This is a genomic window from Acidiphilium rubrum (assembly GCF_900156265.1).
GTDB classification, from domain to species: domain Bacteria; phylum Pseudomonadota; class Alphaproteobacteria; order Acetobacterales; family Acetobacteraceae; genus Acidiphilium; species Acidiphilium rubrum.
This window is the reverse complement of the sequence record NZ_FTNE01000053.1, coordinates 1-8,883: the sequence shown is the minus strand read 5'-3', so window position 1 is coordinate 8,883 and position 8,883 is coordinate 1. Positions and strand designations below refer to the sequence as shown.

General features: G+C 58.8%; 10 protein-coding genes, 1 tRNA gene and 1 pseudogene. 7 read left to right on the top strand and 5 right to left on the bottom strand.

The features are described from left to right. On the bottom strand, positions 1 to 228 hold a 228-nt coding region (locus BW994_RS18250), incomplete at its 3' end, for a transposase (protein ID WP_175612147.1). A gap of 194 nt (positions 229 to 422) precedes the next feature. Between BW994_RS18250 and BW994_RS19465 the strand changes: the two genes are divergently transcribed. Next, positions 423 to 1,154 (top strand): hypothetical protein, encoded by a 732-nt coding sequence (locus tag BW994_RS19465; protein ID WP_139334221.1) that lies wholly within the window; start codon positions 423 to 425, stop codon positions 1,152 to 1,154. 116 nt (positions 1,155 to 1,270) lie between these two features. Continuing rightward, positions 1,271 to 1,579, top strand: a complete 309-nt coding sequence (locus BW994_RS18245; protein ID WP_139334220.1) for a CopG family ribbon-helix-helix protein — start codon at positions 1,271 to 1,273, stop codon at positions 1,577 to 1,579. On the opposite strand, the gene BW994_RS18240 is transcribed toward BW994_RS18245, so the two are convergent. After that, positions 1,552 to 2,226, bottom strand: a complete 675-nt coding sequence (locus tag BW994_RS18240) for an NrsF family protein (protein WP_051657651.1) — start codon at positions 2,224 to 2,226, stop codon at positions 1,552 to 1,554. The genes BW994_RS18245 and BW994_RS18240 overlap by 28 nt on opposite strands. Further along, the gene (locus tag BW994_RS18235; RefSeq protein WP_076454834.1) at positions 2,216 to 2,782 is read right to left on the bottom strand and encodes an RNA polymerase sigma factor; all 567 of its coding nucleotides are present in this window, start codon (positions 2,780 to 2,782) and stop codon (positions 2,216 to 2,218) included. The genes BW994_RS18240 and BW994_RS18235 overlap by 11 nt, the downstream gene beginning before the upstream one ends. A 214-nt stretch (positions 2,783 to 2,996) precedes the next feature. Here BW994_RS18235 and BW994_RS19460 point away from each other — a divergent pair, with 214 nt between their 5' ends. Together BW994_RS19460 and BW994_RS18230 are read left to right on the top strand one after the other, a co-directional pair. Beyond that, positions 2,997 to 3,239, top strand: coding sequence for a hypothetical protein (locus BW994_RS19460; protein ID WP_139334219.1), 243 nt, complete (start codon positions 2,997 to 2,999; stop codon positions 3,237 to 3,239). A gap of 7 nt (positions 3,240 to 3,246) precedes the next feature. Next, complete coding sequence (locus BW994_RS18230) at positions 3,247 to 3,891, top strand: DUF6969 family protein (RefSeq protein WP_051657652.1); 645 nt, start codon at positions 3,247 to 3,249, stop codon at positions 3,889 to 3,891. Positions 3,892 to 3,896: 5 nt separating this feature from the next. Here the strand turns inward: BW994_RS18230 and BW994_RS18225 are convergent, their stop codons facing one another. Next, complete coding sequence (locus BW994_RS18225) at positions 3,897 to 4,082, bottom strand: HAD family hydrolase (protein WP_029314132.1); 186 nt, start codon at positions 4,080 to 4,082, stop codon at positions 3,897 to 3,899. 162 nt (positions 4,083 to 4,244) lie between these two features. Here BW994_RS18225 and BW994_RS18220 point away from each other — a divergent pair. After that, positions 4,245 to 4,331 (top strand) — tRNA-Leu (locus BW994_RS18220). A 101-nt stretch (positions 4,332 to 4,432) separates the two neighbouring features. On the opposite strand, the pseudogene BW994_RS18215 reads toward BW994_RS18220, so the two are convergent. Next, positions 4,433 to 5,714, bottom strand: a pseudogene (locus BW994_RS18215) (transposase). Positions 5,715 to 6,464: 750 nt separating this feature from the next. On the opposite strand from BW994_RS18215, the gene BW994_RS18210 reads away from it, so the two are divergent. Further along, a complete protein-coding gene (locus BW994_RS18210; protein WP_035231679.1) occupies positions 6,465 to 7,214 on the top strand; it encodes a manganese catalase family protein in 750 nt (249 codons plus the stop codon). 186 nt (positions 7,215 to 7,400) lie between these two features. Next, positions 7,401 to 8,492 carry a molybdopterin-dependent oxidoreductase gene (locus BW994_RS18205; protein WP_029314136.1) on the top strand — a complete coding sequence of 364 codons (1,092 nt, stop codon included), beginning with the start codon at positions 7,401 to 7,403 and terminating at the stop codon, positions 8,490 to 8,492. Positions 8,493 to 8,883 lie beyond the last annotated feature (391 nt).

Below are 8,883 nucleotides of genomic sequence, written 5' to 3'. Positions count from 1 at the left end.
AAACCGGATGATTTCGTCGAGCCCATGGATCACACGCCCAGGCGCACGAGGATCATCGATGCATGCGGCCAAACGACTTGCGATGCCGAGCCGTTGCTCGATGGCGCGTAACCCCAGCAACCCCCCGTCGGAGGAGAGCAGATCGCCGTCGAACCGGGCCTCGATCGACTTGCCGGCGACAGGTGACAGACCAGGGAGAATTGGAGTATTTGCAACCGAGGCGAGCATGGTGTTCCGTCGTGGTGAAGTTTTGTCTCAACAACAAATACTTACAACGAATCAACGGTTTACGCTATGCTCGCCGACCTTCATGCATAATGCGGGCTAGGCGTCGGATAACAGTCGGCCTGCCTCCCAACGAAAATCAACAGCATTTCTACAGAGTCATTAGGGAGTTAAAGTCTGATGCATGAGGTAGATGGATGAAACTAAAAAATCAAGTCGTACAGGAAGTATCTGGACAGGATCAAGTAATTCTAGAAACTACATCACGGCGTGCGATACATAACTCTGGATATAATCGTAAAGACCGGGATTTTTATGCAACACCGACATGGGTCACTGAGGCATTACTGCGTCACATTAAGTTTCGGGGTCCGATTTGGGAACCCTGCTGTGGTACGGGGGCAATGTCGACCGTTTTGACAAAGCATGGCCACGAAGTAGTCTCTACAGATATCGTGGATCGTGGCTTTGGGACAGCAGGCATTGATTTTATGAACTGCAAGGCCGTACCAAGCGGTTGTCGGACCATTATCACCAATCCCCCTTACGGCGATACCGGTTCACACACCGGCCAAGAAAAATCATCTCTCGCAATGTTAGATTTTGTCCGCCACGCTCTCGCTCTTTCGGAAACCACCGATGGTCAGCTTGCTCTTTTGGTGCGGCTACAATGGATTGCCGGAAAGCGGGCTGCTGATCTGATGTCCACCGCGCGGTTTTGCGCGGTTGTAGCGTTAACAAAAAGAATTCAATGGTTTGATAATGGTGATAAAACAAACGCCGCTCAACACCATCACGCTTGGGTCGTGTTCGATCAAAGTTACCCCAAAGGGAAACCTCCGTCACTTTTGTTTGCTGGGGTTGACGACGAAAATGTGCTCAAAACCGATGGCCAATATTTATTGCCGCTCAAAACTCTACATGGCTAATTATTGGGCATCTATTTTCCGGGTGCCCGAAAACGATCGATTTTGCGCATGCCGATTCGGCAGACGCTTGTTATCTTAATCACTAAGATTGAATATTATTCAAGCGGGAGGGGCAGATGGAGACCAGAGTTCTCACCGCGCACGTGCCACTGCCACTTGCCGTGAAGGTGGATGAATTGGCGAGCCGGATGGAGCGGTCGCGCGGCTGGATCTTCAAGCAGGCTCTGGCCGCTTGGATCGACGCCGATGAGATGAAGAGTACACTTACCCTCGAAGCCATGGCCGATGTCGCTGCCGGTAGGGTCGTGACTGGTGACGCGGTGCAAGCATGGGTGGACACCTTGGGGGGACCGGCCGTCTCCATTGCCGCGTTCGAAATCTGCGCGCACCGCTGCTCTCAGGATAAGGCGTTGATCGCGGTCTGACCCCGACGAAGCTGCACCAGAATGACGCGACTAACCGCGCTACCCGCGAGGGTGGACAGGGCAACACTACCCATCTGCCAGACCAGCAGGGTCGCGAAACTGGCCGCGCCGTGAAATAGCCGGAGTGAAAACTCGGCCGCCGCGGCAGCGGCCATGGCGCCGCATAGGGAGGCAGCGGTGGTACGGAACAGGGGCGTGCGGCGGAGGAGAAGAACCATGCCGATCGCCGGCACGATTCCGGCCATCGCAATCGCAGGAATACACATGACATCTGCGTGGAGACGCAGTGCATCCCCCTGCGTGGCTGCTGTCAGCAGAAGGCATTGCCGGCCGAGCGCACCTAGCCAAATCAGCATCATTCCAACCGGGAATACAAGTTTCCACCCCGGCTGATCAGGCCGGCCCGCGCAGAACGCGGCATAGGCCGAGGCGATGGCCGTCAGCGCCGCCAGAGCTTCGTCCAACGCGAAACCCGACCGAAGCAGCAGCGATCCCAGCGCCGGGCGTGGTCCCATCACCAGCGTGACCAGTGCAAGTGCCGGCAGCGTGATCGCGAGCCAGAGGGCGGTGGTTCGTCCTGGCGAACGCGCGCGGCGAACCGGGGCCAGATCGTTGGTTAACGCATCGATCAGGCTTTCATTCCGCATCGCCCACTCCCATGACGCGGCGAAGTCGGTGGATGGCCCGAAACGTTCTGACTTTCAGGGCTGTGACGCTCAAACCCGACGCTGCCGACGCTTGATGCAAACTCATTTCCTGCAATTTCAGCATATCGAGAACCTCTCTGTCGCGGGGCGACAAACGCCTGACCGCAGCGCGCATCGTCGCACGGTCAATAGTTGCCTCCAGCTGTGGATACGCAGTCAGGGCTGAAGAGGTTACAGGAAGATCATCTAAAACTGTTTCGTGCGCCGCGTGCCGGTGGCGCTGGCGGCGAACATCGGCCCCGCGCAGTTTCATGATGCCAAACAAAAATGGGGCTACCGGGCGGGGCGGTTCATAGAGATGCAGACTGCGGTGCAGGGCCAGCAGGGTCTCCTGCACGATATCCTCGATATCCGCGGCATTCGATTGCGGCCATCGTGCCCGCGCGCGACGGCGCAGCCACGGTAGAGCGGCGGACAACAACGCGGCATAAGCTCGGCGATCACCTTGCTGCGCCGCCGCCAGCCACAAACGCCAATGGGCGTCTTCCTCCGCCATTGTCCCCCCCTGAACCGGTGGCTCGATAATCCATTATAGTCAAGGTGGTGTCGATGGTCTCCCGTCCGTATTGACCCAAAAAAACGCGGCGCCGCGCGGGTAACCAAACCGCCGGCCGATGCGTATAATCCGGTGACGGGATCGTTGATCGGCCGGGTCTTGGCCGCACGCGATCACGTCGATCGCTCAGGGCTTAATTCAGAAAGGATACGCCATGACCAATCCCACGTCGCCGAACCGCATCACCAAGATATCGCTCACGCTGGGCTCCGCCGTTGCCGTTGCCGGGCTGGTCACCGCCTTACCGGCCCAGGCAGCCACCAGCGGCAGTCGCTGCAACGGCAAGACCATGAGCTCGAAATCTAGCAGCAAGACAGGCGGTGCTCAAACGAATCACGCTGCGATGTCGGGAAAGAGGACAACATCATCCAACTCCGCCACCTGCTCCGGAAAATAGTAGTGCAATGCAGATCGACCTGGACCAGAGACGTCTTGCGGCCGGCGTTTCACTGGTCGCGGCTATGCGCTCGATCGAGGACCGCGGTTCCAACCTGGTCGGAGAGTTGCTGAGTAGCGCGCCTTTCGTCGCGTTCGAACATTACCCGTCGGAAGATGTCTTCGATCCGGCGACGGGTGCGCAGTACTATTTCCATGCGCATGCACCAGAGGAGCACCGCCAGGGCGGCGCCGACTGGGCGGAGATCGGGCATATCCACACCTTCGTGCGGCCGGAAGGGCGCCGTGACGACGCTCCGATCCATCATCTCATAGCCATCGCACTCGATCGGTTCGGTCGCCCAACCCACCTGTTCACGACCAATCGCTGGGTCACCGGCGATGATTTCATAGCAGCGCGACAGGCCATGGGGTTCGCAAAAACCTACCACTTGACCGATCAGGCGCCGGCCAGCCGATGCATCAGCGCCTTGTTCACGTTGTTCGCGGACGATATCGCCAGCCTGCTGATCGAGCGGGATGCGGCGATCCACGCCTGGCAACGGGCGCATCCGGATGGCGAGGCGCTCGAGGATCGGGCGCTCGAGATCACGTCGTCCCGCACAATCGATCTCGTCGCTGTGTTATCCGAGCTTCAGAGCATGATCGATTGACGCGGTTATCGGCCGGGCGCCCATAGGAAAGCGAGTTCGGACAGGGTCCTGACCACGATGGCCGGCTGCCCCGGCAGCCGCTCCACCGGTTGATCGGCGCGATTGCACCAGGCGACCTGAAAGCCGAACACCGCGGCGCCATAGGCGTCCCAGCCGTTCGATGACACAAAACAGATCGCCTCACGCGCCACTCAAAAAGAGGTTTGTCTACCATTTTTATCACTATCACGATGTGTTGAAAACTGTTTCATTTCAGCGTGTTACGACAAATAGATTTTTTGAGGTAGGTTCTCGACTTTCGGGCTAGGTGCAGTATAGGTGCAGAGCGAGAAGCGCGGTATCGGCGGCCACCTGCGGGCGTGGTGGAATTGGTAGACGCGCCGGATTCAAAATCCGGTTCTGGCAACAGAGTGTCGGTTCGACCCCGACCGCCCGCACCAGCCCTAGCGGTTTAGTCCCGCCATCATTTCAGCATCGGTCGTGTCGCGAGATGTGTTGCAATTGCCTGAATGGCATCCCCGGCTTGGTGAGGATGGCTGTGTCAGGCGGCGATATCAAGTAGCATTGAGGAAGAAGGCTCCCCGAGGCTCTGCCAGCCGTCGACTTTGCGCATGGTGATCTGGCCAGAAGCCAGCAAGGACCCGAACAGCATTGCCGCGGTCTCGGCTGATGGCTGCACGGTCTGGGTTTTGATCCGCCGCTTGAATTCCTCGTGCAGCCGTTCGATCGCATTCGTCGTCCGCGCGGATTTCCATTGGCTGACCGGCAGGCTGGTGAAGGTGAACAGGCGATCACCGGCTTCTTCCAGGCTGGACGCCACGGCTGGGCATTTCAGCCGCCATTTCGCCAGGAACAGACGCCGGCGCCGCGCCACCTCCACGGCGGTCTCGGCGTAGATCATATCGTGATAATCGGCGGTGACCTCCTCATGCAGGGCATCCGGCGCATGCGCCAGTAGATTCCGATGCTTGTGAACTGTACAGCGCTGCGCCGGCACTTCCGGCCTCCGCAGCTTTCCATGTGCTTTGCACATGGAACCTTTGCTGCTCCCCTAAAGTGCTGCGAGCGCGCGTTCGAGACCAGCGCCGCCATCGATGAGCAGGAAGTCAGGGGTCTGCAGGCCGCGCGCGATCAGGTCGTCGAGCACAACCCGCCAGGCCGCTTCGCTCTCGCCTCCCATGTTCTTCACGGCAAGCAGAACCTTCTGGCCGTCGCGGCGGATGCCGAGCACGACCAGCAGCGAGATGCTGGTTGCCTTGCGGTCGATCCGAACCTTCACCACGGTTCCGTCCAGGATCAGCCGGACGATATCCTCCTCGGCCAGACTGCGCCGGTTCCAGGCTTCCCAATCCACCTTCACCTTCCGCCAAGTTCGGCTGACCACGTCCTTGCCTACCGCCCCTTTGAACAAGGCGCCGAGCGCGCGCTTGACCCGCCGCGTGTTGGTGCCGGAGAGGTAGGTCGCCGCAATCAGCGCCTCCGCCCTGCCGGGTCATCCGGGCGTAGCGCGGCAGAACAGCGCTGCGCCATTCCTCGGTCTTCCCGTCATCCGCCGCAGTTGGTATCCGCCCCCGTGGCACCGTGAGATCAACCGGGCCAAACGATCCTATCAACGTCCTCTTCCTGCTGCCCTGCCGGTAGCCGGCTGAGCCCGTCTCCTCGCGCCGGTATCGGCCTCGGCCAAGAGCCGCGGTCAGCTCTTCCTCAAGCAATTCTTCAATGAACCCGCGCACCCGGTCCCGAATGCCGGTCTCGATCGGATCGAACCAGTCAGCCCCGTCAAACAGGCTGGCTTCCGGCCTCGCTGTGCTATGCTTGTCCATGGCGGAGGCAGCAAAGGTTTCATCGGCGCAGCCGATGGAAAGCTGCCGGAGGTGTGATCTCCATCGGCGCTCGAACGCCGAGTCTGGTGGTTGAACTCACCCGGAGATTACGCCACCCCGAATCTCCACACACCTCGCGACGGGACCTCAGCATCTGAAGCGCGACACATCATAATTGTATCCACGAGGTGCCGGCGCGGAACGCTCCAACAAGGTTTTTCTATTGTCGTTCCGTGTTTCGGCGGTGCCGGGCCAGACGGCGGCAGCGATTTGCATAAAGTTGCGGGTCCTGTCTCGGCTCACGGCTCCAACGGTAGCAGTGTCTATGGCACCATCATCAATCAGAACGCCTCGGTGCAGGCATTGGATGAGGCGGCTGATGGATCTTCAACTGCATAACAGTGCCGGAGGTCCTACGGTGTTGGCGGTCAAAGGAGCAGATTAAGATCGTCTTGCTGGATGGTGCCGTGCAGCGCGCGGAGATGCCAAATATTCTTTGCTGGCGATGGACGGCCATCCATCACCAGGTGCGCTACCGGGGCGGGTTGGCCGGGCTAAATAGCCAACAAGAAACGGGCCATGCGGAAGTCGAAATGCCTCCGCATTTGATGCAAAGCAGAATTTAAATAAAAATAAAGAATAACTCATCCGGCTTGAACGACAGCGGTATCAGCCAATCTTTTGACCACTACAGATGCTGGAACAGCCAAAGTTTTGCTCCAGAGATTATTCCATCGAAAAGGAGTCCGAATGTTCTTCCATCGTAAGGAGCTTATTCGCGAAGTCAAGGTAGGGACGCCCAACCCGAAATTCGGCCAGTTTCTTCTGGAACAATTTGGCGGTGCCACTGGCGAGCTGACCGCCGCTCTGCAGTACTGGGTGCAGTCTTTTCATGTTGAGGATGCGGGCATCCGAGACATGCTGCAAGATATCGCCATGGAGGAGTTCAGCCATCTTGAGATGGTCGGAAAGCTGATTGTGCAGCATACCAGCCAGAAGGAGCATCACAAGTTTCACGATGTTCCACTTTTTGCCATCAAGGGAATGGGTCCGCATTTTGTCGATAGCCAGGGCTCCGCGTGGACAGCCTCATATATCAACGAAGGCGGCAACGTCGTCCGCGACCTGCGCGCGGATATCGCCGCGGAGGCCGGCGCCCGGCAGACCTATGAGGCCCTGATCCATCAATGCGATGACCAGGGTACGCGCGATGCGCTGGTGCATCTGCTGACCAGGGAGATCACTCATGCGCAGATGTTCATGAAGGCACTGGATTCCATGGGTAAGCTGACCGATCCGTTCTTCGGCACGATCCCCCCTGATGATACCGTGAACGTCGTCTTCAACCTCTCGCAGGGCGAGGACAAGCGCGGGCCATGGAATACTGAGCCGTTCCAATATGTCGAGGATCCCAAGCCGAAGGGCGGCCTGCCACCGGCATTCGATAATCCCGATGATGAGAAAGCCAGACCGAGGCAGATGGCTACGGCGTCGATATAGCGGTAAGCATGGATTCTTGAAGAGCCGCCGCAAGTGCCCTTACCGCATGAGCGGCGGAATTCTTTCATCAAACCGGCATGGCCTTTCATGATGACTTAGCCGCGCAAAAGGCCTTAAATCGTCTCGTTGAACGACAAATGCTCTGGCGCGACGTGGCGTATTTGAAAGGAGTTGAAAGGAGTTGAAATGCTTTCTATGTTTCAAACAAAACCGGACTTGATTGTTCACTCCAAGGACCCGCTGAATGCTGAGCCGCCTCTGGCTCACTTGCGGGAGAATTTCATCACCCCGCAGAAATTCTTTTACGTGCGGAGCCATGGAAATATTCCGAAGCTGGATCCGGCGCGCCATAGGCTTTCGGTGACCGGCATGGTGACGACGCCGCTCGATCTTTCGATGGACGAATTGCGCACGCGATTTTCCAAACGGCAGGTGACCGCCGTGCTGCAATGCGCCGGTAACCGGCGTGCCGATATGCAGCAGGTCAAGCCGGTTTCTGGCGATCCTTGGGCACCTGGCGCTATCGGCAATGCCGAATGGGGCGGCGTGGCGTTTGCCGATGTGCTGCGCGCCGCCGGTGCCGATGAAACGCGGACCCTGCATGTCGCCTTCGCGGCCCTCGATGATATCGATATCGAGGGCGAACAATTTCGCTTCGGCGCCTCGCTTCCGATGGCCAAGGCATTATCCTCCGATGTATTGCTGGCCTTCGAGATGAATGGCGACGCCTTGCTGCCGGAACATGGTTTCCCGCTGCGTGTCATCACGCCAGGCTATGCAGGCGTGCGCAGCCCGAAATGGCTCGCCTCGATCTCAGTGCAAGATATGCCTTCGGATAACCATATACAGCAGCGGGACTACCGGCTGGTCCCCCCGCACATAACAAAAGACACCGTGGACTGGTCGAAAGGCATGACGATCAACGATATGCCCCTAAACAGTGCAATCTGCGAACCGGCTGCGCATGCGACGCTGAAGGCCGGCAAGACCATGGCGCGCGGCTATGCCATCGCGACGGAACGGCGGGTGGTGCGGGTGGATGTCTCGATTAATGACGGGCGAAACTGGAGTCAGGCTGAACTGGAGCCGGATTCTGATGCGCCCTGGAGCTGGGTATTCTGGCAGGCGGAGCTGGATCTGCCGGCTGGCGAGCACGAGCTTGCGGTGCGGGCGTGGGATTCCGCCGGGCAGACGCAGCCGGTGCGGCCCGACGACACCTGGAATTTCAAGGGCTATCTCAGCGCCGCTTGGCACCGCGTGCCGGTAACGGTGAGCTGAAATGCGGCGCCAGAACTTCAACGCCAAAGCTTCCGTGCCAGCACGGCACTCACGAATCCCCTCATTTTGATGTGACCTTGCTATAGGCTCGATTCGGGCCGCTTCTGTAATACCGCCTAGTGTTATCAGATGGGTCATGGGCATGGTTAGGGTGGGTATTCCGCGTAAGCGGCTTTCGGACGTTCGGGGTTTCATCGGCGCGCTTTACGATCACGATCTGCACGCCAAGCGCGTTGAGGCGCTGGCGGACGCGACCCTAGGCGTGATGACGGGCGGGTCGCTGGCGGTGGCGACCATGGCTTTGCTACTGAATTTTGGCCCAGCAGTGATGGCGAATTTTGGCCCACCTCCATCGTCGAACGTAGGGTCTCCTCGGCACGATCGAGGAGCC

Excerpts from the sequence above, each read along its gene's own strand:
- BW994_RS18240 (WP_051657651.1), bottom strand. The coding sequence starts at position 2,226 with ATGCGGAATGAAAGCCTGATCGATGCGTTAACCAACGATCTGGCCCCG.
- BW994_RS19460 (WP_139334219.1), top strand. The coding sequence starts at position 2,997 with ATGACCAATCCCACGTCGCCGAACCGCATCACCAAGATATCGCTCACG.
- BW994_RS18245 (WP_139334220.1), top strand. The coding sequence starts at position 1,271 with ATGGAGACCAGAGTTCTCACCGCGCACGTGCCACTGCCACTTGCCGTG.
- BW994_RS18210 (WP_035231679.1), top strand. The coding sequence starts at position 6,465 with ATGTTCTTCCATCGTAAGGAGCTTATTCGCGAAGTCAAGGTAGGGACG.
- BW994_RS19465 (WP_139334221.1), top strand. The coding sequence starts at position 423 with ATGAAACTAAAAAATCAAGTCGTACAGGAAGTATCTGGACAGGATCAA.
- BW994_RS18205 (WP_029314136.1), top strand. The coding sequence starts at position 7,401 with ATGCTTTCTATGTTTCAAACAAAACCGGACTTGATTGTTCACTCCAAG.
- BW994_RS18230 (WP_051657652.1), top strand. The coding sequence starts at position 3,247 with ATGCAGATCGACCTGGACCAGAGACGTCTTGCGGCCGGCGTTTCACTG.
- BW994_RS18235 (WP_076454834.1), bottom strand. The coding sequence starts at position 2,782 with ATGGCGGAGGAAGACGCCCATTGGCGTTTGTGGCTGGCGGCGGCGCAG.